Raw genomic sequence first — 23735 nt, 5'->3', positions numbered from 1 at the left:
GTGCGCTCCCGCCGCCTGGCGGAGCGCCCGGCGGTTCAACCTGCGGTATAGACTCGCGCGTCGCTATAACCGGCGGCTCGCACCTTGGCGAGGGCGGCCTCGGCCTGTCCCCGGGTGGCGAACGGACCGGTCCGGACGCGGAACAGCGCGCCAGCGCGGCTTACGTGACCGCCGAGTATCTTGGCGAGAGCTTGTGCGTTCGCGCGGCTCGCGAACGTCCCTGCCTGCACGACGAAATCGCCTTTTGCTGCGGGTGCGTCGACGTGCGGAGCCGGTTTGGGCGTGGGCTTGACCGCAACCCCAGGCGCAGCGGCCTTAATTGGGTTGATCGGCGTGACCGCGGCAGTCTCTGCGCGGGCAACCACGACAGGACGCGCCACAGGAGCCGGGCCTGAGAGCAGCGGCAACGGATAAGCGGAGACCGCCGCCGGCGGTCCCGAAGCAGCGATCGCAGGCACTACAGGAGCGGCAGGCGCGGGTGTCGCGCGAACCGACGCGGCGGCTTGCACCGGCGCAGGTGCGCGCAAGCTTGCGGCACCGCTGGCAGGTAGTTTGCGCCGCAAGACCTCAACGAGCGACTTCGGCGTCTCGATCCGGTCGGGCGCCGAGCGGCCCGCGCGCAGCTCAGCGCGCTCAGGCTCGGTCGGATTGACCCGCCGCAGCCGGATCGCAGCACCCTCGCCGACGCCCAACTGTGCGGCGGCAGCCGCCGACAGCGACACAAGGTTCTTGCCGGCCATCGGCCCGCGCCGTTCAACCCGCACGAGGACGGTCTTGCCGGTATCCAGAGAGGTAACCTCGGCATAGCTCGGGAGCGGCAAGGTGCGATGGGCGATCGTCACACCCGCGCCGTCATCCAAGCCTGCAAAACCGACTGAATCGTAGTTCAGCGTGTCCGCGGGCGTGAACAGCTCGCCGTCGGCCGTAAAGGGGTCGCCCAACACGATCGGATAATCCGCCGCCGGGCCGAGTGCCGCCGCGACGGGTGTGCCTTCGGTGGTTGCCAGGCGATCGCCACCGCCGATCATCCCGCACCCGGCAAGGCCGGCGGTCAGGACAACGCCAATCAGCGGTGCGAGTAGCCGTTTTTCGGCGTCAGCGGGCAATCTCATCTGCAAGCAACCCCACGCTCATCGCATAGTAGTTCGAGCAGTTATATTCGAGGATGACCCTATAATTTGCGGTTAAGAGCCAAGCCCGCGTGCCCGCCCCGTCGGGCTGGAACAGGGCGGTCATCGTATCATCAGCAAGGTAAACCTGCGGCTGCACACCGAGTGCGCGCCACTCGCGGACGGTGCGCCATTGCCCATGCCGCTCATGCACTCGGGGGCAGACCGGCGCGTTCATCTCGGAGCGGAGCGCGCTCCAGTTGAAGCCGGGCGGGACCGTTGCCTGCACGCCCCAAGGCTGTCCACGCCGCCAGCCGGCATCACGGAAATAGTTCGCGATCGAGGCGAGCGTGTCCGCGCGGCTGTTCCAGATGTCGCGGTGACCGTCCCCGTCGCCGTCCTGGGCGAGACGCAGGTAGATGCTTGGCAGGAATTGCGGATAGCCGAACGCACCAGCCCAACTTCCCTTCAACGTGCTACGCTGGACACCAAGATCGGCGATCTTGAGCAGGTCGACGAACTCGGTTGCGAACAGCTCGCGCCGGCGCCCTTCCCACGCCAGCGTCGCCAGGCTGCGCGCGAGATCGAAGTCACCGGTGTAGCTGCCGTAATTGGTCTCGTGCCCCCAGATCGCGATCACGATCGGCGCCGGAACGCCGTAACGCGCCTCGATTTGGCCGGCGAGTGACCCCAAAGCCTGGTAGTTGCGCCTGCCACCGCCGATCCGCGCGGCATCGACGTGCTGGTCGAGATAGCGCTGGATCGGTGAGAAGCTCCCGCTGCTCGATGGCGTCCCGGGCTGTGCACGATCGAGTTCGATGACCCGCTGGTTAGGGGTCAGGTCGTAGGTCATCCGCTGGATCGTCGCCTCGCTCACGCCCTCGGCGCGGGCACGGGCGATCAGCACTTGCAGATAGGAGTTGAACGACATGTCCTGCGCCACCGAAGGGGCGGAAGTGCAGGCGGCGGCAAGCGAGGCGAGAATAGCAAGCAGTGTCAGGCGCATGAGGCGTTGTCGCATACCGCTATCAACGGGGCAAACCGCAAACGGTTCGTGACAGGTGCAATTCGTCGCGCTAGCCGAGCCACTCGCCGGACAGGTGGCCGAGTGGTTTAAGGCAGCGGTCTTGGAGCCGGAGCGGCCGAAAGGCCGCGGAGGCGTCGCCGCAGGTGACAATACCGCCGTTCGGCGCTAGCCGACTGGCCCCAAGGACAGGTGGCCGAGTGGTTTAAGGCAGCGGTCTTGAAAACCGCCGTGGGTTCACGCTCACCGTGGGTTCGAATCCCACCCTGTCCGCCAGACTTTCGTGAATTGCATTGGCGGCACGATGGACGCGGATATTCCGAAGTATGCGCGCCACGAGTTCGAGCGGCGATGGCTGGTCGATCGGCACGCACGACCGCAGCTGAACGGTGCTTTCGTCACCAATATTAGAGACCGTTACATCCGCGGCACGCGAATGCGGTTGCGGCGGATGGAACGCCGCGACCTCGGCGAAATCCAGTTCAAACTCACGCGCAAGTACGAAGCTGATGATGCCAGTGCCCGGCCGATCACCAGCTTCTATCTGACCGCGGGCGAACACGACTTGCTCCTAGGTTTGCCGGCGGACGAGGTAGTGAAGCGGCGCCTGCATTTCAGACATGAGGACCGTTGGTGGAGCCTCGACCTGTTCGAAGGAGCGCTCGCCGGTCTGGAAATCGTCGAATGCGAGGCCGATGACGCCGACGCCTTGGCATTGCTTTTGCCACCCTCTTGGGTGTTGCGCGAGGTCACGCATTTGGCGCAGTGGCAATGCGGCGCTCTCGCCCAGCAAGGTATTCCGGAGGACTGATGGCCAAGTTTCTGATCGTCGAGGCGCGCTTCTACGACCATCTCAATGACATGCTCGTCGCTGGCGCGGGCGCGCGGCTGAAGGCGAACGGGCATGAGTATGAGGTGATGGTCGTACCGGGCGCGCTCGAGATTCCGGGTGCGATCGCGATGGCGTCGGAAGGTGGCGACTACAATGGCTTTGTCGCCATCGGGGTGGTGATCCGCGGCGAGACTTATCACTTCGAAATCGTCGCCGGCGAAAGCGCGCGCGGGATCATGGCTCTGACGATGGACGGGGTGCCGATCGGCAACGGCATCTTGACGGTCGAGAACGAAGCGCAGGCGATCGTTCGCGCCGATCCCAAGCAAAGCGACAAGGGCGGAGATGCGGCCAAGGCGGCGATGGCGCTGCTGACGATCAAGGAGCAGTACGCATGAGCCAGCACGGTTTCATCGCCGGCATCCCGCTGGTCCTCGGCGGCAATGTGTTCGGCTGGTCGTCAAAGGGCGACGAGGCGTTCGAGGTCCTCGACGCCTTCTACGAAGCCGGCGGGAGGATGATCGACACCGCCGACGTTTATTCGGCGTGGATCCCGGGTCACAAGGGCGGCGAATCGGAAACCGTGCTCGGCCAGTGGTTCGAGAAGAGCGGCGTGCGCAGCGAGATGCGCATCCACACCAAGACCGGGATGCTCGGCGGCGCGGAGCTATACGAACCCGCGCGGGTGCTGCAGTCGCTCGACGCTTCGCTGGAGCGGCTCCGGACCGACCGCATCGACCTCTACTACGCGCACAAGGACTACCCTGAGCTCGACATCGCGCAAATCGTCGCGGCGTTCGATGGCGCGGTGAAGTCCGGGAAGGTCGGCAGCGTGGGAGCCTCCAATTTCGATGCCGCGCGGCTTTCGGCCGCTCTGGCTGAGGCAAGGGCGAGCGGAGCTGCCCAGTTCGAGGCGTTGCAGAACGAGTACAACCTCGTTGCCCGCGACGCATATGGTGCGGATTTGCAGCAGATCGTTGCCGACAACGGCATCGCCATGCTGCCGTTCTTCGGGCTCGCATCCGGTTACCTCACCGGCAAGTACCGGACCGAGGACGACTACGCGAAATCACAGCGTGGCGGACGCGCAAAGCAACTCGCCGGTGCAAACGGGCCGCAGGTGCTCGCGGCGATGGATGAGGTCGCTGCCGAAACTGGCGCGAGCCTGCCTGCAATCGCGCTGGCATGGTTGGTGCGACAGCCCGGCATCCCCGCCCCGATCGCCAGTGCGCGCACGGTCGAACAGCTTCACGAACTGCTCGAATTCACCAAGGTCGAGCTTTCGGACGATCAGGTCGCCCGCCTGACCGCCGCGGCCTAAGCCGGGTCGGCGAGGCCCTGCAGTCCGAGCGGATCGTAGGGTCCGATCGCGAGCTGCTCGAACGCGCCGACGCCCGTCTCGCCATCGGGTCCGGTGACGCGGCAGATCAGTTGCACGTGCAGGTTGTCGGGCCGCACCGGATCCACACTGTCGAGGTCGATGTCCTCACGTTCGACCTCCAGCGTGCCGTGGTCGAGGCCGTGATTCCAGTTGGGTGAGGTGTAGCCAAGCCCGCGCATCTGGAACCGGCCGAGCGGCTCGAACTCGAACTCCTCGTCGCCGATCGACAGTGATCCATGCGAAGGCCAGCGCGTGCCGACCGCGGGCGGTGCGTCCATGCTCGCGTGCTCGAACTCGCTGAACGCTTCAGCCCCATTACCGTCCGGCGCGATCACTGCGCGCGTGTTCCATGGCGTGCCGTCCTGGTGCGCGTTGAGGTGGAAGAACAGGCTGCGGCTCGACAAATTGACCGGGGTCCACTGCCAGAAGAACTGGCGGATGCCTCCACCCGCCGCTTGCGGATCGGAGGCGCCGACCGGACGCACCCCCCAACTCCGGTCGCGCGTTCCCGCTGTGCCGCTCGCGAGCGTCTCGCGCTTCCCGTCGACCTCGATCCAGCCCTCGTAATGGCCGTTTTGGGTGAGCCGAGTGTAATCCATCACCGTGCGCGGGCCGACGCGCCAGGTGAAGCGCGGCTCCTCGATGGGAAAAGCGCGGCCGGTGAAGGTAATGTCCGCGGCGATGCCCTCCCCCTCCACGATCACGCGCAGCTTGTGCAGCGGCTCGACGATCTCGATGCGGACCGGTCCGCACGTGAGATCGAGGCGTTCCATGCCCAGTTTCCGGCTCGCGTGCAGGCAATGTTGAGTACCGCCACGAATCACGTTGAAGTGCGCATCGCACACGTCGAGGTGCGGATAGACCCCGAACGCCACCGCGAAAAAACCGCTGCCGTCGGGCGCGTAGCCGTTGAAGAAATAGCGGTCGTAGAAATTGCGGTCGGTGCCGGCGTAGGCGACCGGCTCGGCGGTCTGGTGCAGCGGATAGTCGTCACCCTTGGACAGCATGTCAGGCCTTTCCGGTCAGCAAGCCGATGGAATCGTGTTCGCGCGCCAGCGAGCACGCGCCGCGCGCCATCGACAGGAAGTTGGCGTCGCCGCGCTCGGTCCGTTCGACGAATGCGGCGCTGAAGACGGCGGTCGAAACCCCATGCAGCGCGCCGAGGCGATAGTCGTCCCACACCGCTTCGCGCTCGAGGGGCACGCCGCGTTCGGTCATCTCGGCGCAGTAGAGATCGATCAGCTCGCTCTCCGCCTCACGCCGCAGCGCATTGCCGATCCCGCAGCCGAGGAAATAGCCGATGTCGGTCAAGCCGCTGCCCACCGCGACCGTCTGCCAGTCGAGCACCGCAATCGGTTCTGCACCGCTACGAATGTCGAACAGCATGTTGTCGAGCCGGAAGTCGCCGTGGATCAGGCAGCGGTCCCCGCCCTCTCGCCCGAACCAGTGCTCGCTTGCCTCGTTAAGCTCCGCACAAACCCGCATCAGCTCGGGCTCGAGCGTGTCGGCATAGCGTTCGGCGAAGATCGCCTGCGCCTGCGGGTACAGCGCCTTGATCTGCGCCAGCGCTTCGGGCCGCGTGTGCAGCCAGTCGCGATCGATCAGCGCAGCGTCGTTCCAGCTCGGCGCGTGGATCGCCGCAGCCTGCCGAATGCCTTGGCGAGCGTCCTCCAGCGAACAACTCGCGAGCTGGTTGCCTTGTCGGCACGGACCCATGTCCTCGAACAGCAGGACGAACTCCGCTCCCGTCTCGTCCACCTTGGCGGCGTAAGTCCTAGGCACGCGCACATCCAGGTGCGGCGCGAGTTCGCGGTAAAAGCTGACTTCCTTTGTGTAGAGCCCGAACGAGGCGGCGGTGCCCCGGCTGGTAGGGTCCGCAGCAGGAAACTTGCCGGCCAAGGTTGAAGGTCCAGCCTCCCCGCGATAGGTCAGCGAGAACCGCGCACTGTCGCCGACCTGCCCGGTGCCAATCGGCTGCCAGCTTACCGAAGCGACCTCGCCCTCGCCCAGTTCACCGGCCGCGCGCAGGCGCTCGGTGAGCCATTCGGCGGTAACCGCCTCCGGATGCGTCGGAAATCCGCTCACGCCCTCTCCCTTCTCCCAGAGGAACGCTAAGCGGTGCCGCGGCTTATGACAATTGCAAGCAGGGAGGCAGCGTGAACGGACCGCTCGAATGGATCGCCGCGATCGGCACGATGATCGCGGCTGGGCTGGTGGCGGCCGACCTGGGGCGGCGTGTCACGGGGTTTGGCTTCGTGCTGTTCTGCGCTGTCGCGCTGACATGGGTGATATCGGGCCTGACCAGCGACGCGCTGCCGATCGCAGCGATGAACGGCGTGCTGCTGCTGATCAACGCCTATGGCGTGTGGCAATACCTGCTCAGCCCCAAGAACCGCAAGGTCATGGATCGGCTGGAGCCGGTGGCGGAAAGGATCGAGCAGCAGGTGGAGGCGGAGGAGAAGGCCTAGCCCCCTCCCCGCCTGCGATCACCAGACCTTCACGCGCTTGTCGGGCGCGAGGTAGAGCTTGTCGCCCTCCTTCACGTCGAACGCCTTGTACCATTCGTCCATGTTGCGCACGGTCATCGCGCGGTAGTTGCCCGGCGCGTGGCCGTCAGTGGCGATCCGTTGGCGCAGCGCCTCCTCGCGCATCTTGGTGGCCCAGGTCTGCGCGAACGCGATGAAGAAACGCTGGTCGCCGGTGAAGCCGTCGATCACCGGCGCTTCCTTGCCGCCGAGCGAGGCGTGATAGGCATCGTACGCCGCTTGCAGCCCCGCGATGTCGGCGATGTTCTCGCCCAGCGTCAGTTCGCCCTTCACGTGCAGGCCAGGGAACGGCTCGTAGGTATCGAACTGCGCCGCCAGCGCCTTGCCAGCTGCTTCGAACTTCGCCTTGTCGGCATCGGTCCACCAGTTGCGCATCGCGCCCGAGGAATCGAACGCCGCGCCATTGTTGTCGAAGCTGTGGCTGATCTCGTGCCCAATGACGGCACCGATCGCGCCGTAGTTGAACGCCGGATCCGCCTTGGGATCGAAGAACGGCGGCTGCAGAATAGCGGCCGGGAAGTTCAATGCGTTCTGCACCGGCAGATTGACCGCGTTGACCAGCTGCGCGTTCATCCACCACTCGTTCTTGTCGAGCGGCTTGCCGATCTTGGCGAGCTGTTGCTGGTAGCGCGCCGTCTCCGCCGCCACTGCACTGGCGTAGGGGCTCTGTGGATCGATCGTCAGGTTGCCATAATCGACCCAGGTGTCAGGGTAGCCTACCCCGACCGCCATCGTCTCGACCTTCTTCTTGGCTTCGGCCTTGGTCGCGGGCGCCATCCAGTCGAGCGCATCGATCCGCTTGCCGAACGCGGCCTTGATGTTGTCGACCATGCCCTGGATCTCGGTCTTGGCCGAGGCGGGGAAGTACTTCTGGGTGTAGAGCTTGCCGAGCGCGTCACCCATGTAGTCGTTCAGCGCCGCGAGCGCGCGCTTCTCGCGCGGACGCTGCGCTTCCTGGCCGAACAGCTGCTTGCCGTAGAAGGCGAAGTGCAGGTTATCGATCGCGCTCGGCAGCACATCGGCGTGGCTGTTGATCTGGTGGAACGCCAGCCAGTCCTTCCACGCATCGAGCGGCTCGCTGGCGACAAGCGCCGACAGGCCGGTGATCGCGCCCGGATGGTAGGCGTCGAAGGTCTTGTATCCTGCCAGATTGGCGCCCTTGAAGAACGCGGCCCAGTCGAGGCCCGGCGCCTTGGAGGCGAAATCGGCCTGCGACCACAGGCTGCTCGCGGTTGCCCAGTCGTCGCTTTCCTCGCGGCTGACGTGCGCCTTGGCGATCTTCATTTCGAGATCGAAGATGCGCTGCGCCTTGGCGTCGGCATCGGCGACGTTCGCGGCCTTGAGCAGGTCGGCGATGTATTTGCGATAGGCGGTGCGCAGGCCGGCCATCTTGGGGTCGGACGATAGGTAGTACTCGCGCTCAGGCATGCCGAGGCCGCCCTGGAGGATGTACGGGACCACCTCACCGCCCTTGAGCGCCTGGGTGACAAATACGCCGAACAGGTTCTCGGTCTCGAAGTCGGTCGAGTTGAGCGGATCGACGTCGGCCCGCGTCTGGCTGCCGAGGACCGTCGCGAGCGCGGTCTTGTCCTGAATATGATCGAACCGGGCGAGATCGGCCTGCACCGGCTGCATGCCCGCGGCGTCGATCGCCTTGCTGTCGAGGTAGCTGGTGTAGAACGCCTTGACCTTGGCGGCCTCGCTGCCCTCGTCGGGGTTCGACTTGACGATCTCGGCGATCAGCGCCTCGAGGTTCTTCTCGGTCTGCTGGTCGGCGATCCAGAAGCCGCCCACGCTCGACCGGTCCGCCGGGATCTCGGTCTTCGCCATCCAGCCGCCGTTGGCATACTGGTACCAGTCGTCGCCCGGCTTGACCGAGGTATCCATCCAGTCCTTGCGGATGCCGAGCTCGGTTCCGGGAGTCGAAGCCGCGGTGTCGGTACCGGTCATGTTGCAGGCCACCGGGCCCATGGTGGCGGTGGCGACGCCGAGCAGCAGCGCTGCGACGAGACGGGTTTTCATGCGACGACTCTCCCGGGAAAACGGTTACAGGCGCAACCGTCTAGGAGCGTCGAAGCGTGAGTGGAACAGGCTTGATCTGCGTTAGATCGCCGTTCGTCGAAAAGCTCAGCCGGCGAGGCGCCCGAAGCAGCCTTTGCCGGCATAGAGCGCGCTGTCGCCCAGCTCTTCCTCGATCCGGATCAGCTGGTTGTACTTCGCCAGCCGGTCCGACCGCGCGAGGCTGCCGGTCTTGATCTGCCCGCAGTTGGTCGCGACCGCGAGGTCGGCGATAGTCGCGTCCTCGGTCTCGCCTGAGCGGTGGCTCATCACCGCGGTGTAGCCGTTGCGCTGCGCCAGGGTGACGGCCTCAAGCGTCTCGGTCAGGGTGCCGATCTGGTTGACCTTGACCAGCAGCGAGTTCGCGAGGCCCTTGCCAATGCCCATCTGCAGCCGCTTGGGATTGGTGACGAACAGATCGTCACCGACGAGCTGCACGCTGCCGCCGAGGCGTTCGGTCAGCGCGTGCCAGCCTTCGAAATCGTCCTCGCTCATGCCGTCCTCGATCGAGCGGATCGGGTAGGCGTCGCACAGGTCGGCGAGGAACACGGCGTTCTGCTCGGGCGACAGCGAGACGCCCTCCCCCGTCATCTCGTACTTGCCACCCTTGAAGTACTCGGTGGCGGCGCAGTCGAGCGCGAGAACGATGTCCTCGCCCGGCTTGAACCCGGCCTGTTCGATCGAAGTCATGATGAAGTCGAGCGCGGCGCGCGTGCTCGCGAGGTCCGGTGCGAAACCGCCTTCATCGCCGACCGCGGTCGAGAGCCCCTTGGCGTGAAGCGCCTTCTTGAGCGTGTGAAACACCTCCGCACCCCAGCGCACACCTTCCGCCAGCGTCGGCGCCCCGACCGGCATGATCATGAATTCCTGGATGTCGATCGGGTTGTCGGCATGTTCGCCACCGTTAACGATGTTCATCATCGGCACCGGTAGCACGTGCGCCGAAACGCCGCCGACATAGCTGTACAGCGGCAGCCCGCGTGCGCTGGCCGCCGCCTTGGCGACCGCGAGGCTCACTCCAAGGATTGCATTCGCGCCGAGCCGGCTCTTATTGTCGGTCCCGTCGGCGGCGATCATCGCGAGGTCGATCTCGCGCTGGTCTTCGGCGTCGATCCCGTCGAGCAGCTCGGTCAGTTCGCCGTTCACTGCCTCAACCGCCTTGGCGACGCCCTTGCCGAGATAGCGTCCGGCATCACCGTCGCGCAGTTCGACCGCCTCGTGCGCGCCGGTCGACGCACCCGATGGGACTGCCGCGCGGCCGAAGCTGCCGTCCTCCAGCAGCACGTCGACCTCGACCGTCGGGTTGCCCCGGCTGTCGAGAATTTCGCGGCCGTGGATGTCGATGATCGCGGTCATGCTGGGCTCCGGATAACGCTGAGTGTTGTAATGGACTAAGACAGTCCCATATCGAGGTCGCCGCGCTCCTATGCGGCGGAACTATGCGACGCAAGTTGCGTTCACGACGAGACTGCCCGGCACGCCCGGGCGTGATCTTTATCGAGGGCAAGAAGGACAAGAAGCCATGGCCGAACCGACCCAGACCCCCAAGCCGAAGTCCCCGCGCAAGACCGCCGCCAAATCCGGGACCGCTACGGGCGGCGCGCGCAAAAGCGGCGCCGCCGCTTCGGGCGCAGCCGCGACCGACAACCGCGCCGAGGCGAAGGGCCGTTTCAACGCCGCGCTGCAGGAAGCCAAGGCCGGTGCCGCCGCGCTGCGCAGCGAGGCTTCGGACCGCGCCGCCGCGTACCGCAACCAGGCCCGCGCGCAGAGCGAGGACTGGGTTGCCGAAGCGCGCAACTACGGCGAACAGGCGCGCGGCAAGGCTGGAGAACTTGCGGCCGACGGCAAGGGCAAGCTTGCCGAAGCGATCGCGGCGCTCGGCCGAGCGGTGTTCGACACCGCCCCCACCGTCGATGACAAGCTGGGTGCCAGGTATGGCGACTATGCCCGCTCCGCCTCGCAATCGCTGCAGGACGCCTCGACCCGCCTCGACGCCAAGACGGTCGAGGAAATCGGCGAGGACGCGCGCGAGTTTGTCCGCAAGAGCCCCGGCCTTGCGGTCGGCATCGCCGCGGTCGGCGGGTTCCTGTTGGCACGGCTGTTCCGCGGCTCTAACGACTGAACCCTCCTGTCCAGGAGGGGCATTTGAGCGAGCAGGACCCCGGTTTTGACGATCCCGACGCGGCTGTGTCGGAAGGTGCCTCTGCGCCTCCCGACCTGTCGCTGTCAGACGACATCAAAGCGCTGATCGAGGACGGCAAGACTTACGTCGAAGCCGAACTGCAATTCCAAAGGAGCCGCGCGGCTTTCATCGCCGATCGCGGCCGGTCGGGTGCCATATATGGAGTGGCAGCACTGCTGCTCGTCCACCTTGCGCTGGTCGCGCTGGCGTTCGGCCTGATCATCGCGCTGGCCCCGTTGATCACCGCGTGGGGCGCCACCGCACTCGTGGTTGGCGTGCTGCTCGTAGCCGGCTTGGTCCTCGGCCTCGCCGCGAAGAAGCGCTTCGCAGGGATGTCGTCGGCTTTCAACGAGGGGCGCAAGTGACCGACGCGATCGAAAAGGCCATGATCGAGGACCGCATGCTGCGCGATGCCGCCCGCGCGCTGGTCGATGCGGATATCGCCAATCTGAGGGCTAACTACGCGGCGCGCGGGATCGGCGATCGGGTGAAGGACCGGCTCGAGGACGGCGCGGCCGTCGTGCTGGAAGAGGCGGTCGCGGTCGCCGAGGACAACAAGGGCGTGATCGTCACGTTGCTTGCCGCGATCGTGCTGTGGTTTGCCCGTCATCCGATCTTCGATTTCATCGCCGAGCGGACCGAGTAAGCCGGAACGCGAACCCGCTAACAATCGTTAGAGCGGCAATCAAACCCCACGCACTAGGAGTCGCCTGCGATGGCTGCCACCGAGAAGAAGTCCCCGAAGCGCACCGAGCTCAAGAGCAAGGTCGACGCCGCGCAGAAGCGCAACAAGACGCGCGAAGAACGCAGCTTCGGCGACTATGCCCGCGACGCCGGCAGCGGCGCCACTTCGTTCGTCAAAGAACACCCGATCACTACGCTGGCGGGCGCCGCCGCGCTCGGCATCCTGATCGCCTCGATTGTGCCTGGTCCGGGCCGCCGTCTGCGCAAGCAGGCGACCAAGCGCGGCGCGGTACTGGCGGGCGTGCTGGCCGATCTGGCGATCACCTACGGCAGCCAGGCGCTCGATGGCGCGGGCAAGGCCGCACGTACCGGTCAGGACAAGCTCGGCGATCTCGGTGAAGCGCTCGGTGACGGTGCGCGTAGCCTGCGCCGCAACGCCGGCGATGCGGCAGACGACGCTGGGTCGATGAGCCGCGATGCCGGCAAGCGCGCGCTAAAGACCTTCCGCGACCTGCGCTCGCGCATGGCCAACTGAGCGCGCAGATAGACACAAGCAGCGGCGCGGCGGGGTTTCCCTGCCGCGCCGCTTTGCTTATGGGGCGCGCCATCTCCTCCCCAAGGACCGACAATGACCGACAAGAAGCAGTTGCTCCACCTCGTCATGGGTGGACGCGTGACCGACCCGCAGACGATGCAATTCCAGGACCTCAACGCGATCGAAGTCGTGGGGATCTTCCCCGACTACCCGACCGCTCTGGAAGCTTGGCGCGGTGCCGCGCAGCGCACGGTCGATGACGCGGAAATGAAATACGTGATCGTTCACCTCCACCGGCTGCTCGACCCCGGCGCCGAGGGAAAGTAACCGCGCGCTAGAGGATCGAGGCGACCGCTCCGACGGCCACCGCCACCGCAGCGATCACCGCGATCCGCTTGCGCCGCTCGTCGCGCCGTTCAATCCACGCCGGCGCGTCGAGATAGTAGCGCCCGCCCTGCCCTTCACGCAGCACGCCCAAATCCTTGAGCCGCTCGAACGCTCGCGCCCGCACGAGCCGCTCGGGCGCATAATCGATCGCGCCATCCGGGCGGACCGCGTCTTCGCGCAGGAAGTGTTCGGCAACTCGCCGTTCTGCGATCGCGCGGGCTGGAACGGCCATCATTCGACTCCCCGCCCGCCAACCGGGCGCGAAGCTGTTTAGATGAACTCGATCTTTTCGACGAGGTAGAACTTGTCGCCCGAGGGGACGGTGACCTCGATCTCGTCGCCCACCTGCTTGGTGATCAGCGCCCGGCCGAGCGGCGAGTTGTAGCTGATCCGGCCGACCTTGGCGTCCGCTTCGGTCTGGCCGACAATCTGGTACTTCACCGGCTTGTCGTCGTCGTCTTTCAACGTGACGGTCGCGCCGAACACGATACGGTCGCCCGAGAGCGACGCCGGGTCGATGATCTGCGCACGGCTTATGCGGTCCTCGATGTCCGCGATCTGGGCTTCGACCTGACCCTGACGCTCCTTGGCGGCATGATACTCGGCGTTCTCCGACAGGTCGCCGTGCGCGCGCGCTTCCTCGATCGCGTCGACGATCTTCGGGCGCTCGGCGCGCAGGACCTTGAGGTCGGCGGTCAACCGCTCGTAACCTTCGGCCAGCATCGGCACCTTTTCTATCGTAGCCATCCCGTATTCTTCTTTCTCTCTGTCCGCCGACAAAAACCGTCGCCTGCCGTCCTAGGGACGGCCCCGTTCCGGTTGCGATGTCGGGGGGAAACGCCTCGTGTGTTTCAGCTATGATAGTCTTGCAGCGGCCGCACTTCAAGCTGGCTCGCCTTAACCTCCGTTATCGCACGCGTAACGGCGAGGCTGGCGGCGGCGGTGGTGTAGTAGGGAACCTTGGCTGAAAGCGCGCTCGCGCGGATCGATTGGCTGTCCTGCAGCGACTGCCAGCCCTCGGTGGTGTTGAAGATCAGCGCCACGTTTTCGTCGATGATCCGGTCGACGATATGCGGTTGCCCCTCGGCGACCTTGTTGACCCGTTCCACCGGCAAGCCCTGCTCGGCAAGGTAGCGCTGGGTGCCACCAGTGGCGATCGCGGTGAAGCCGTGCTCGATCAGCGCGCGGACCGCCGGCACAATCGCCGCCTTGTCGCCGTCCTTGACCGAGACGAACAGCACGCCCTTCTCCGGCAGCGTGTCGCCGGCGCCCATCTGCGATTTGAGGAACGCGGTGGAGAAGTCGCGGTCGATCCCCATCACTTCGCCGGTCGATTTCATCTCCGGCGTCAGCACCGGGTCGGCGCCGGGGAACCGGGCGAAGGGGAACACCGCCTCCTTGACCGCCATGTAATCGAGATCGCGCTTGAACGGCGGGAAGCTTGCCAGCGGTTCGCCCGCCATCACCCGCGCGGCGATCTTGGCGACTGGCTGGCCGATTGCCTTGGCGACGAACGGCACCGTGCGGCTGGCGCGCGGGTTGACCTCGATGAGGTACACTTCGCCGTCCTTGACCGCGAACTGTACGTTCATCAACCCGCGCACACCGAGCGCCATCGCCAGCGCTTCGGCCTGGCGTTCCATCTCTGCGACAATCTCAGGCGGCAGCGAGTACGGCGGCAGGGTGCACGCGCTGTCGCCCGAGTGCACGCCGGCCTCCTCGATGTGCTGCATCACACCGGCGATCCGCACCTCGGTGCCGTCGCACAGCGCGTCGACGTCGCACTCGATCGCGTCGCGCAGGTACTGGTCGACCAGCACAGGGCTGTCGCCGGAGACGTTGACCGCTGTCGCGATGTAGTTGTCGAGTTGCGCTTCGCTGTCGACGATCTCCATCGCCCGGCCGCCGAGCACGTAGCTGGGGCGTAGCAGGACCGGATAGCCGACCCGGTTGGCAATCGCCGCCGCCTCGTCGCGGGTGCGGGCGAGGCCGTTGGCGGGCTGCTTGAGCTTGAGATCGTTCACCAGCTTGGCGAACCGCTCGCGGTCTTCGGCCAGGTCGATCGCGTCGGGCGAGGTGCCGAGGATCGGGATGCCCTCGTCCTCCAGCGCTTGCGCCAGCTTAAGCGGGGTCTGGCCCCCGAACTGGACGATGACGCCGACCAGTTCGCCATTCTGTTGCTCGACGCGGAGGATTTCCAGGACATCCTCGGCGGTTAGCGGCTCGAAATATAAGCGATCCGAGGTGTCGTAGTCGGTGCTGACCGTCTCCGGGTTGCAGTTGACCATGATGGTCTCGAACCCGGCTTCGCTCAGCGCGAAGCAGGCGTGAACGCAGCAATAGTCGAACTCGATGCCCTGCCCGATCCGGTTGGGACCGCCGCCGAGGATGACGATCTTGCGCCGGTCGCTGGGCGCGGCCTCGTCCTCGGGCTCACCGAAGGTTGGCGCCTCGTAGGTCGAGTACATGTAGGGCGTGATCGCCTCGAACTCGGCGGCGCAGCTGTCGATGCGCTTGAACACCGGCAGCACGCCGAGCTTGCGGCGCAGCGCGCGCACTTCGGCCTCGCTGGTGGCGCCGGCCATCGCGCGCAGGGTGTCATGGAGAAGGCCGGCGCGCTTGGCCTGGGTTTCGCCCATGCCGCCGGCCACGCCAACCGAACGTACCGCCAGCGTGGCGAGGCGCTTGTCAGAGAAGCCCATCGCCTTGAGGCGGCGGAGCTGCGCCGCATCGGCGGGAAGGCCGCGATCCTGCACCACCCGCTCGCAGGCGATGATCTCTTCGATCTGGCGCAGGAACCACGGGTCGTAGCCGGTCAGGCGGTTGATGTCCTCGACCGAGAAGCCTTCGCGGAAAGCCTGGCCGACGTAGAGCAGCCGGTCCGGGGTGCGCTTGGATAAGGCGGCGGTAATCGCGTCGTGCCCTGCCCCTTCGAGCTCGACCACGCGGTTGAAGCCGTCGAGCCCGGTCTCGAGCCCGCGCAGCGCTTTCTGGAGGGATTCCTGGAAGTTGCGGCCGATGGCCATCACCTCGCCGACCGACTTCATCGCGGTCGAGAGCTCGTTCTTCGATCCCTTGAACTTCTCGAACGCGAAGCGCGGGATCTTGGTGACGACGTAATCGATCGTCGGCTCGAACGCCGCGGGGGTGGCGCCGGTGATCTCGTTGGTGATCTCGTCGAGCGTGTAACCAACTGCCAGCTTCGCCGCGACGCGGGCGATCGGGAAGCCGGTGGCCTTCGAGGCCAGCGCGGAGGAGCGCGAGACGCGCGGGTTCATCTCGATCACGATCAACCGGCCGGACTTCGGATCGACTGCAAACTGCACGTTCGAACCGCCTGTTTCGACACCGATTTCGCGCAGCACGGCGATGCTCGCCGAGCGCATGATCTGGTATTCCTTGTCGGTCAGGGTCAGCGCCGGGGCGACGGTGATCGAATCCCCGGTGTGGACCCCCATCGGGTCGACGTTCTCGATCGAGCAGATGATGATGCAGTTGTCGTTCCGGTCGCGGACGACTTCCATCTCGTACTCTTTCCAGCCGAGCAGCGATTCCTCGATCAGCACCTCGGTGGTGGGGCTGGCGTCGAGGCCTTCGCGGACGATCCGCTCGAACTCGGCCTTGTTGTAGGCGATGCCGCCACCGGTGCCGCCGAGGGTGAAGCTGGGGCGGATGATCGACGGTAAACCGGTACGTTCAAGCACACTGAAAGCCTGCTGCACCGTGGTTGCAACGCCGCTGCGCGCGCTCTCCAGGCCGATCTTGTCCATCGCCTCGCGGAAGCGCTGGCGGTTCTCCGCCTTGTCGATCGCGTCAGCATCGGCGCCGATCATCGTAACGCCAAACTTGTCGAGCGTGCCGTCCTCGAACAGCGCCAGCGCGGTGTTGAGCGCGGTCTGGCCGCCCATCGTCGGCAGCAGCGCGTCGGGCCGCTCCTTCTCGATGATCCTGGCGACGATCTCCGGCGTGATCGGCTCGACATAGGTCGCGTCGGCGAACTCGGGATCGGTCATGATCGTCGCCGGGTTGGAGTTGACCAGGATCACCCGGTACCCCTCCTCCTTCAACGCCTTGATCGCCTGCGTGCCCGAATAGTCGAACTCGCACGCCTGCCCGATGACGATCGGCCCAGCACCGATGACGAGGATTGAGGAGATGTCAGTGCGTTTGGGCATTAGCTTAACTTGTCCAGCGCTTGGGCTAGCCGAATTACGATTTCATCGATTGACTTGCCTGCAAAACGTTCCGATAAGAATTTCAAAATCGGTTTGAGCCATCCTAAAAGACTTGAGAGTCTAAACCTTTCGCGGTGCACAGCGTCTCTAGCGAAAGCTATATCCTCTCTGATGACTTCACGCTCATCACCCAGAGACTCTCCGACTTCGTTACTCTGGACAATCTCATTTGAGAGCGCGTCCAGCGCTTCCTCAATTGCCTGAACCTCAGGTAGATTATCGCTGCGTGTGACAATGCGGTCCGAGGCTGGAACTTCCACCAAGTCGGTAAGTGGTTCGTTGAGCATCATGGCCAGGGAAGGAAACTTCTCCGCCTCTTTTAGACCTTGATCAGTTAGGGAGTAGGCTGTGTCCGAACTTTCATCAAACTGGGATATGGTTACCAGTCCGTCCTCTGATAGCGCTCTCAAAGCGCGCCGAACGAGCCCTTCCGAACATACGCCCTCGAGCCTTTTCTGGACTTGGCCCGCGTAAAACTCTTCATACTGTGATTCAAAATATAAAACTTCGCAGGCTGCCGCGAGTACAAAGTCTTTGATTTTGAGGAAACTCAGTCTCACCCCAACATCCCCACGAACTTCTCGAACAGGTAGAAGCTGTCCTGCGGTCCCGGGCTCGCCTCGGGGTGATACTGCACGCCGAATGCCTGTTTCCCCCTCAGCGAAATGCCGCAGTTGGAGCCGTCGAACAGGCTGACGTGGGTTTCCTCGACGCCTTCGGGGAGCGCGGTGTTGTCGACCGCGAAGCCGTGGTTCATCGAGGTGATCTCGACCACGCCGTCGGCGAGCCGCTTGACCGGGTGGTTCGCGCCGCGGTGGCCCTGGTGCATCTTGCTCGTGCGGGCGCCGGCGGCGAGGCCGAGCATCTGGTGGCCGAGGCAGATGCCGAAGATCGGCACGTCACGCTCGAGCAGCGCGCGGATGGTCGGCACCGCGTATTCGCCGGTCGCGGCGGGATCGCCGGGGCCGTTGGAGAGGAACACGCCGTCGGGCTTCAATGCCTCGATCTCGGCAAGCGAGGTCTTGGCCGGGACCACCGTCACTCGCGCCCCGGCGCGCGCCAAGTTGCGGAAGATGTTGTCCTTGCTGCCATAGTCGATCGCAACCACGTGCGGCTTGCCGTCCCAGCTCGCGCGGCCGTAGCCCTTGCCGAGCTCCCAGTAGCCCCCGCCCCACTGCTCCTGCTTCTCGCGGCTGACCCGCGGGGCGAGGTCCATGCCCTCCAGCCCCGGCCACTCGCGGGCGCGCTTCACCAGCTTGGCGAGATCGAACTTGCCCTTCGGATGATGAGCGATCACCGCGTTGGGCGCGCCGGCCAAGCGGATACGACGGGTGAGCGCGCGGGTGTCGACGCCCGACAGGCCGATCTTGCCCTTGGCAGCGAGCCACTCGCCGAACTCCTGCTCGGCCCGGAAGTTCGAGTGCGGGGTGACCGTCTGGCGCACGACGCAGCCCACCGCGCCCTCGACGATCGACTCGATGTCCTCGGCGTTCGCGCCGACGTTGCCGATGTGCGGGAAGGTGAAGGTGACGATCTGCGCAGCATAGGAGGGATCGGTCATCACCTCCTGGTAGCCGGTCATCGCGGTGTTGAAGCACACCTCGCCCACCGCCTCGCCCGCGGCGCCGAAGCCTTTGCCCCAGATCACCGTGCCGTCGCCCAGCACCAATACGCCAGTCGCTCCCTCGGGTTGCGCAGGCGTAGTGGCAGGATCAGGCATGAGCCCTCCGAGTCAGGTGTTTTCCGGCGATGTCGCTAAGTCCCAGCCGCTAGGCCCGGTTCCTTGCAGCGTCAACCCGCGCTAAGGGCGCGCCGACGACATTCGAAAGGCTTATCCCAATGATCCGCGATACCATCAAGCAGGCCCAGATCGACGCGATGAAAGGCGGCGACAAGGAACGCCTCGCCGCGGTGCGCCTGATCCTCGCCAAGCTGAAGGACCGCGACATCGAGCTGCGCACCGCCTCGACCCAGCCCGACGACGACGCCACCACGGTCGACGTGCTGCAGAAAATGGCCAAGCAGCGCCGCGAGTCGATAACCATGTATGTTGACGGTAACCGGCCGGAGCTTGCCGAACAGGAGCGCAAGGAGCTCGCCGTGATCGACAGCTTCCTGCCGCAGCAGATGTCGGAAGACGAAACACGCGCCGCGATCGAGGCGATCAAGGGCGAGCTCGGCGCGTCGTCGCTCAAGGACATGGGCAAGGTCATGGCCGAGCTGAAGGCGCGCCACGGCACCGAGCTCGACATGAGCAAGGCCAGCGCGCTGGTCAAAGCCGCGCTAGGGTAAGCCGCGCCGTTGTCCGCGGTCGAATCCTTCGAACTGATCCTCGGACTGCTGCTGGGCGTATTCGCACTCACCTGGCTGGCAGACAAGGTCCGTCTGCCGCCGGCGACCGCGCTGCTACTCGGCGGCATCGCCCTTGCCTTTGCGCCGGGTCTGCCGAGCATCACACTCGATCCCGAGCTGGCGCTGGTACTGTTCCTGCCGCCGCTGCTGATGGACGGCGCGTACCACACTGCGATGGGCCGGTTCCGGCGGCACCTGCCGGGGATCCTGTCGCTGGCGATCGGCGCAGTGGTGTTCACGACCGTCGCCGTGGGACTGGTAGCGCACGCGATCATGCCGCAGCTACCGCTCGCTGCCTGTCTTGCCTTGGGCGCGATCGTCTCGCCACCGGACGCAGTCTCGGCGCGCGCCGTGCTCGCCAGAGTGAGCTTGCCGCGCCGGCTAAACGCCCTGCTGGAGGGCGAGAGCCTATTGAACGACGCGACCGGTCTGGTGCTGTTTCGCTTCGCCGTGGTGGCGGCAGTCAGCGGCGCGTTCAGCCTCTCCGCCGCGAGCGCGAGCTTCGCCTGGCTGGCGCTCGGCGGCGTCGCGGTCGGCCTAGTAATCGGGGCGCTGTGGCTGTTCGCGGTGCGGCGGATCGGCAACCAAAGCCTGATGATCGTCGGCTCGCTGGTGCTCTCGTGGCTGTCCTACATCGCCGGCGAGCGGCTCGGCGTTTCGGGCGTGATCGCCACCGTCACCACCGGCATGATGTTCGGCTGGTACCAACACGTCGTGTTCCCGGCGATGGTGCGCCTCCGTGCGGGAGCGATCCACGCCACTGTGAACTTCCTGCTCGAGGCGATCGTATTCATCCTGATCGGCTTCACGATGCGCAACATCGTCGAGCGGTTGGGCGATTTCGGCAGCGCGCTCGACGCGACATTGCCGATCATCGCCGGCGTCGTTGCGGCGGTGCTGGTCTCGCGCTTTGTCTGGATCGTAGCGAGCGAGGCGCTGCTGGTGACCCTCAAGCGGCTCGGCCTCAAGCGCGCGCGGCCGCTCGGCTGGCGGCAGTCGGTGGTGCTCGGCTGGGCCGGCATGCGCGGTGTGGTCACGCTAGCCGCCGCGCTGAGTCTGCCGGCGACGATGCCGGGCCGCGACATCATGATCCTTACCGCCTTCGCGGTGATCCTCGTCACCGTGATCGGCCAGGGCACCAGCCTCGGCTGGATCATTCGCCGGGTGAAGCCGATCGATACCGATCCGCCCGCGCCCGTCTCGCTGCTCGAATGCGAGGTCGCGGTGGCCGAGGCCAAGTACTGCAAGGCGGAGGAGCACGCGTTCTCGCCCAGCGGGGAGCCGGTTCATCCACAGCTGCTGGCGCATTTCGAGACGCAGGTGCGCCGCACGCGCACATTCTCCGCGCAGGAGACCATCGACATGGACAAGTTCGATGCGCACTTCGGCCTGATGCACAAGGCGATCGCCGCCGGTCGCGCAGAGCTCATCCGCCAGCACCGCGAGGGGAAGATCGAGGACGAGACCCTGCACAACCTCGAACGCGATCTCGACATCGAGGAGATGACCCTGTTCGCGCAGCGCGATTTCTAGCACCGGCGGTAACTATTTCCCGCCAGCGCCGTTAACCAACATATTGAAATCTGCCGGAACAATCGGCGCCTGACCGCACTGTTCGCCCGCAAGACAAGCGGCGAACACGCCGGAAAGGGATGGCATGAGGACTCTATCGACTGCCGCGCTGATCGCGGCCTTCGCACTGGCGGCCTGCTCGGACGATCCGACACCGCGTGAGGTGAAGGACCAGGAAGTCACCGATCTCAACCGCGTCGACAGCGACGGCGAGGCGGTCGCGGCCGCCAAGGCCTTGCTGGCGGGCGACTTCACCGAGTTTACCCTCGGCGGTCGGATCACGGAGAAGACTCAGGCGATGCGCAACAGCGCGGGCAACTTCGCCGACCTGCGCAGCTTCGTCGCCTGTCCGAAGGGCATGGACCCGTGCGATCCCAAGACCGCGCCTGCCGGCACGGTCTATACCTACGTGATGGTGGTCTATCCGGGCGGTGACAACGATGACGACACCGGCATCGGCCCCGGCAACACCGCCAGCGACATCGAGCGCGCGACTGCGTTTCGGATGGTCATGCCGGCGCACGGCTTCACGGGCAACGCAGGCTACGCCAAGCCCGAGGCGCTCGCCGCGATCGGGCCAAAGGCCGACGTGATTGTCACATGCGACGCGGGCAAGCTCGTGTGGACCGTCAGCGCGGGCGACGGAGGCAATCAGTGGGAGCAGAAGGAACCGCTGACCTTCTACTGGCAGAGCACGCTGCCACCGGCGGGACTCGCGGCGGCTTATGCCTTCGATGCCGACAGTACCGAAGCGGTGGGCAGCGGGCTTTATCCGACGGCGAGGCAGGACGCAAAGAACGCCTGCGTCTAAGAAAGCACCAGCCCGGATCAAGTCCGGGCCGACGATATCGAAAGTCAGTCTCTTTTCGTCGCCCCGGACTTGATCCGGGGGCTGGTGCTGCTCTGGCGCTCGACTCGAATCGCCCGCACGCCCTAAAACGCGGCCATGGCGCTCTCCCCGCAATGGCTCGACGAACTGCGCGCGCGGGTGACGCTGAGCGCGGTGGTCCAACGCACCACCAAGCTCCAGCGCGCGGGGCGCGAGTGGAAGGCGTGCTGCCCGTTCCACAACGAGAAATCGCCCAGTTTCACCGTGAGCGACGAGAAGGGGTTCTACCACTGCTTCGGGTGCGGCGCGCACGGCGACGTGATCCGCTGGATGACCGACCAGCGCGGACTCGCGTTCATGGATGCGGTCAAGGAATTGGCGGCCGAAGCCGGGATGGAGGTCCCTGCCCCCGACCCGCGCGCCGCCCAGCGCGCCGAGCAGCAGGCTGGCTTGCACGAAGTGATGCAGGCGGCGCAGGACTGGTTCCGCGCCAGCCTCGACACGCCGGCTGGCACAAAAGCGCGCGACTACCTCGCGAGTCGCAAGTTCGACGCGCACACGATGGAGCGGTTCGGCTTCGGTTACGCGCCGAACGCGCGCAATGGCGTCGCGAACTCTCTCAAACAGTTCGACCGCGCCATGCTGATCGAGGCGGGCCTCTTGATCGCGGTCGACGACAAGGAGCCCTACGACCGCTTCCGTGACCGGCTGACCATCCCGATCCACGACCCGCGCGGGCGGGTGATCGGCTTCGCCGCGCGCATCCTCGACGCGGACAAGAAGGACGCGCCCAAGTACATCAATTCGCCCGACACCCCGCTGTTCGACAAGGGGCGGACGCTGTTCAACCTCCATCGCGCCGGCCCCGCCTCGCGCAAGAGTGGGCGGATGGTGGTGGTGGAGGGCCAGATGGACGCGGTGGCGATGGCTGCCGCCGGGTTCGAGGAAGCGGTCGCGCCGATGGGCACCGCGCTTACCGAGACTCAACTCGGCCTGCTGTGGCGCATGGTCGACGCGCCGATCCTGTGCTTCGACGGCGACAACGCCGGTCAGCGCGCGGCGATACGTGCGATCGGCCGTGCGCTACCGCTGCTCGCGCCGGGCAAAACGCTGTCGATCGTCGGTCTGCCCCCCGGCCTCGATCCCGACGACCTCATCAAGCGGCAGGGCGCCAAGGCGATGGAGGCGCTGCTGAGCGAGCCCGCCAGCCTGATCGACACCCTGTGGCGTTTCGAGCGCGACTCCGCACCGCTGCGCACCCCCGAGGACAAGGCCGGCCTCAAGGCGCGCCTGATCGCGCATTGCGACGCGATCCAGCACTCCGATATCAAGTCGCTCTATCGCCGCGAGCTGCTGGAGAAGTTCTCCGAATTCGCCTTCCCGCCCCGCGCCCCGCGCGAAAAGCGCGACTGGAAGAGCGGCTTTGCCAAGCCAGCGAAACCCTTGCTCGATCCCGCAGTCGCCGGCCGCCTGCGCAAGTCGGCTGATGGCGGTTCGCGCGACACGTTGGCGGGCGCTGTTATCGCCGGCCTGCTGCGCTTTCCCGACCAAATTCTGGTGCACGCCGAACCGCTCGGCCGCTTTGCCGCCGGCGACGGCCGCAACGGCCCCGCCCTCGAATCGCTGATCGAGGCCGCGGAACTGCTTGAACCGGGGGAGGAAACGCCCATATGCACGCCGCAGGGTTTCGCCCCTCCGCCGGACAAAAGCCGTTTTGCCTTCCTCGATGAAGGCGCCGATCCGCAGGGCGCGCGCGAAGACCTGGCCGAAGCCGTGTCGCTCCTGGTCGAGCGGCCCGCGTTGGATGCTGCCCTAGCGGCAGCGACGGCGCGGTTCGAAACCGACCCCGAAGCCGCGTTCGCGGAGCAGCAGCGGCTGCTCAAACGAAAGCTGGCGTTCGAGAAACGACTCGGGCTAATGGCGAGCCGCAGGGCCGCGCGCGCGGCTCAACCCGAAATTGACTTGTCCGTGGCAGACCCCGGCGCACAGGACGAGACCCGCAAATGACA

Annotated in this window: 24 protein-coding genes and 1 tRNA gene; 14 read left to right on the top strand and 11 right to left on the bottom strand. The window is 65.8% G+C overall.

What is annotated here, in order from left to right; translation table 11 throughout:
- Positions 1-35 precede the first annotated feature (35 nt).
- Positions 36-1112 (bottom strand): SPOR domain-containing protein, encoded by a 1077-nt coding sequence (locus ELY12_RS01075; RefSeq protein ID WP_126174857.1) that lies wholly within the window; start codon positions 1110-1112, stop codon positions 36-38.
- A complete protein-coding gene (locus tag ELY12_RS01070) occupies positions 1096-2115 on the bottom strand; it encodes a lytic murein transglycosylase (protein WP_241229669.1) in 1020 nt (339 codons plus the stop codon). The genes ELY12_RS01075 and ELY12_RS01070 overlap by 17 nt, the downstream gene beginning before the upstream one ends.
- Positions 2116-2319: 204 nt before the next feature.
- On the opposite strand from ELY12_RS01070, the gene ELY12_RS01065 reads away from it, so the two are divergent.
- The 4 genes from ELY12_RS01065 (at position 2320) to ELY12_RS01050 (ending at position 4286) form a co-directional block, all read left to right on the top strand.
- A tRNA-Ser gene (locus ELY12_RS01065) sits at positions 2320-2409 on the top strand.
- 28 nt (positions 2410-2437) lie between these two features.
- On the top strand, positions 2438-2944 hold the full coding sequence (locus ELY12_RS01060; protein ID WP_126174855.1) for a CYTH domain-containing protein: 507 nt from the start codon (positions 2438-2440) through the stop codon (positions 2942-2944).
- Positions 2944-3363, top strand: coding sequence for a 6,7-dimethyl-8-ribityllumazine synthase (ribH, locus tag ELY12_RS01055; protein WP_126174854.1), 420 nt, complete (start codon positions 2944-2946; stop codon positions 3361-3363). The genes ELY12_RS01060 and ribH overlap by 1 nt, the downstream gene beginning before the upstream one ends.
- Positions 3360-4286, top strand: coding sequence for an aldo/keto reductase (locus tag ELY12_RS01050; protein WP_126174853.1), 927 nt, complete (start codon positions 3360-3362; stop codon positions 4284-4286). Before ribH ends, ELY12_RS01050 begins: the two co-directional genes overlap by 4 nt.
- Here the strand turns inward: ELY12_RS01050 and ELY12_RS01045 are convergent.
- Positions 4283-5353, bottom strand: coding sequence for an Rv3169 family protein (locus ELY12_RS01045; protein WP_126174852.1), 1071 nt, complete (start codon positions 5351-5353; stop codon positions 4283-4285). The two genes, ELY12_RS01050 and ELY12_RS01045, sit on opposite strands and share 4 nt — an antisense overlap.
- A gap of 1 nt (position 5354) precedes the next feature.
- Positions 5355-6431: a phosphotransferase family protein gene (locus ELY12_RS01040; protein ID WP_126174851.1), complete on the bottom strand. Its 1077-nt coding sequence runs from the start codon at positions 6429-6431 to the stop codon at positions 5355-5357.
- A 71-nt stretch (positions 6432-6502) separates the two neighbouring features.
- Between ELY12_RS01040 and ELY12_RS01035 the strand changes: the two genes are divergently transcribed.
- A complete protein-coding gene (locus ELY12_RS01035; protein WP_126174850.1) occupies positions 6503-6814 on the top strand; it encodes a hypothetical protein in 312 nt (103 codons plus the stop codon).
- 18 nt (positions 6815-6832) lie between these two features.
- On the opposite strand, the gene ELY12_RS01030 is transcribed toward ELY12_RS01035, so the two are convergent.
- Positions 6833-8914: a M13 family metallopeptidase gene (locus tag ELY12_RS01030; RefSeq protein WP_126174849.1), complete on the bottom strand. Its 2082-nt coding sequence runs from the start codon at positions 8912-8914 to the stop codon at positions 6833-6835.
- Positions 8915-9019: 105 nt separating this feature from the next.
- On the bottom strand, positions 9020-10306 hold the full coding sequence (eno, locus tag ELY12_RS01025; protein ID WP_126174848.1) for a phosphopyruvate hydratase: 1287 nt from the start codon (positions 10304-10306) through the stop codon (positions 9020-9022).
- Between the two features lie 166 nt (positions 10307-10472).
- On the opposite strand from eno, the gene ELY12_RS01020 reads away from it, so the two are divergent.
- The 5 genes from ELY12_RS01020 (at position 10473) to ELY12_RS01000 (ending at position 12678) form a co-directional block, all read left to right on the top strand.
- Positions 10473-11072: a hypothetical protein gene (locus tag ELY12_RS01020; RefSeq protein WP_126174847.1), complete on the top strand. Its 600-nt coding sequence runs from the start codon at positions 10473-10475 to the stop codon at positions 11070-11072.
- 23 nt (positions 11073-11095) lie between these two features.
- Positions 11096-11497, top strand: a complete 402-nt coding sequence (locus ELY12_RS01015) for a phage holin family protein (protein WP_164549366.1) — start codon at positions 11096-11098, stop codon at positions 11495-11497.
- Complete coding sequence (locus tag ELY12_RS01010; RefSeq protein WP_126174845.1) at positions 11494-11778, top strand: hypothetical protein; 285 nt, start codon at positions 11494-11496, stop codon at positions 11776-11778. Before ELY12_RS01015 ends, ELY12_RS01010 begins: the two co-directional genes overlap by 4 nt.
- 69 nt (positions 11779-11847) lie before the next feature.
- Positions 11848-12351, top strand: a complete 504-nt coding sequence (locus ELY12_RS01005; RefSeq protein ID WP_126174844.1) for a hypothetical protein — start codon at positions 11848-11850, stop codon at positions 12349-12351.
- Between the two features lie 93 nt (positions 12352-12444).
- Positions 12445-12678 (top strand): DUF4170 domain-containing protein, encoded by a 234-nt coding sequence (locus ELY12_RS01000; protein ID WP_126174843.1) that lies wholly within the window; start codon positions 12445-12447, stop codon positions 12676-12678.
- Positions 12679-12685: 7 nt separating this feature from the next.
- Here ELY12_RS01000 and ELY12_RS00995 read toward each other — a convergent pair whose 3' ends face one another.
- The 5 genes from ELY12_RS00995 to carA all read right to left on the bottom strand — a co-directional run bounded on the left by ELY12_RS00995 (position 12686) and on the right by carA (position 18693).
- A complete protein-coding gene (locus tag ELY12_RS00995) occupies positions 12686-12970 on the bottom strand; it encodes a hypothetical protein (protein ID WP_126174842.1) in 285 nt (94 codons plus the stop codon).
- Between the two features lie 38 nt (positions 12971-13008).
- A complete protein-coding gene (greA, locus tag ELY12_RS00990) occupies positions 13009-13485 on the bottom strand; it encodes a transcription elongation factor GreA (RefSeq protein ID WP_126174841.1) in 477 nt (158 codons plus the stop codon).
- Positions 13486-13589: 104 nt separating this feature from the next.
- Complete coding sequence (carB, locus tag ELY12_RS00985; protein ID WP_126174840.1) at positions 13590-16913, bottom strand: carbamoyl-phosphate synthase large subunit; 3324 nt, start codon at positions 16911-16913, stop codon at positions 13590-13592.
- Entirely contained in the window at positions 16913-17533 is a 621-nt protein-coding gene (locus ELY12_RS00980; RefSeq protein WP_126174839.1) for a hypothetical protein, read from the bottom strand. Before ELY12_RS00980 ends, carB begins: the two co-directional genes overlap by 1 nt.
- Positions 17530-18693, bottom strand: a complete 1164-nt coding sequence (gene carA / locus ELY12_RS00975) for a glutamine-hydrolyzing carbamoyl-phosphate synthase small subunit (RefSeq protein ID WP_126174838.1) — start codon at positions 18691-18693, stop codon at positions 17530-17532. Before carA ends, ELY12_RS00980 begins: the two co-directional genes overlap by 4 nt.
- Positions 18694-18812: 119 nt before the next feature.
- On the opposite strand from carA, the gene ELY12_RS00970 reads away from it, so the two are divergent.
- From ELY12_RS00970 to dnaG, 4 genes are all read left to right on the top strand, one after another.
- Entirely contained in the window at positions 18813-19265 is a 453-nt protein-coding gene (locus ELY12_RS00970) for a GatB/YqeY domain-containing protein (protein WP_126174837.1), read from the top strand.
- A gap of 9 nt (positions 19266-19274) precedes the next feature.
- Entirely contained in the window at positions 19275-20858 is a 1584-nt protein-coding gene (locus ELY12_RS00965; RefSeq protein WP_126174836.1) for a Na+/H+ antiporter, read from the top strand.
- Between the two features lie 124 nt (positions 20859-20982).
- Positions 20983-21708: a hypothetical protein gene (locus ELY12_RS00960; protein WP_126174835.1), complete on the top strand. Its 726-nt coding sequence runs from the start codon at positions 20983-20985 to the stop codon at positions 21706-21708.
- A 135-nt stretch (positions 21709-21843) separates the two neighbouring features.
- A complete protein-coding gene (gene dnaG / locus ELY12_RS00955) occupies positions 21844-23733 on the top strand; it encodes a DNA primase (RefSeq protein ID WP_126174834.1) in 1890 nt (629 codons plus the stop codon).
- Positions 23734-23735: the final 2 nt, after the last annotated feature.

Source organism: Tsuneonella rigui, from assembly GCF_003958625.1.
Taxonomy (GTDB): Bacteria; Pseudomonadota; Alphaproteobacteria; order Sphingomonadales; family Sphingomonadaceae; genus Tsuneonella; species Tsuneonella rigui.
This window is presented reverse-complemented; position numbering and strand designations above follow the sequence as displayed.